The sequence below is a fragment of the Enterococcus spodopteracolus genome, from assembly GCF_030441955.1.
Lineage (GTDB): Bacteria > Bacillota > Bacilli > Lactobacillales > Enterococcaceae > Enterococcus_B > Enterococcus_B spodopteracolus.
The window spans coordinates 1-595 of record NZ_JARJHD010000081.1 but is presented as its reverse complement, the minus strand read 5'-3'; the positions used below and the strand labels follow the sequence as shown (position 1 = coordinate 595).

Here is a 595-nt window from a genome sequence, read left to right as displayed (position 1 = left end):
CCTACAACCCCAATGAGCAAGCTCATTGGTTTGGGCTTTTCCCGTTTCGCTCGCCGCTACTCAGGGAATCGAATTTTCTTTCTCTTCCTGCAGGTACTTAGATGTTTCAGTTCTCTGCGTCTACCTCATATACGCTATGTATTCACGTATACGTAACATCCTATAAAAGATGCTGGGTTCCCCCATTCGGAAATCTCTGGATCATAGCTTACGTACAGCTCCCCAAAGCATATCGGTGTTAGTCCCGTCCTTCATCGGCTCCTAGTGCCAAGGCATCCACCGTGCGCCCTTATTCACTTAACCTTATCAACCTTACGGTTGGGTTTTGATCTTTCTTCTAGCGATAGAAGTCCAATCAAGAAAAATAAGCAATTGAACTTATTAAAAAACTCATTCAACGCGGTGTTCTCGGTTTGTATTACTTACATTTTTACTTCAATATCCAGTTTTCAATGAACAAAATTTTGAGAGTAGACCTCTCAAAACTGAACAAAGTATCGACAAACGTGTGTAGTCTCCGTAATATTCCTTAGAAAGGAGGTGATCCAGCCGCACCTTCCGATACGGCTACCTTGTTACGACTTCACCCCAATCA

The 595-nt window shown here is 43.0% G+C and carries 2 rRNA genes; both read right to left on the bottom strand.

What is annotated here, in order from left to right:
• A 23S ribosomal RNA gene (locus tag P3R27_RS14625) occupies positions 1-303 on the bottom strand; the annotation flags it as partial.
• Positions 304-533: 230 nt separating this feature from the next.
• Positions 534-595 (bottom strand): 16S ribosomal RNA (locus tag P3R27_RS14620); the annotation flags it as partial.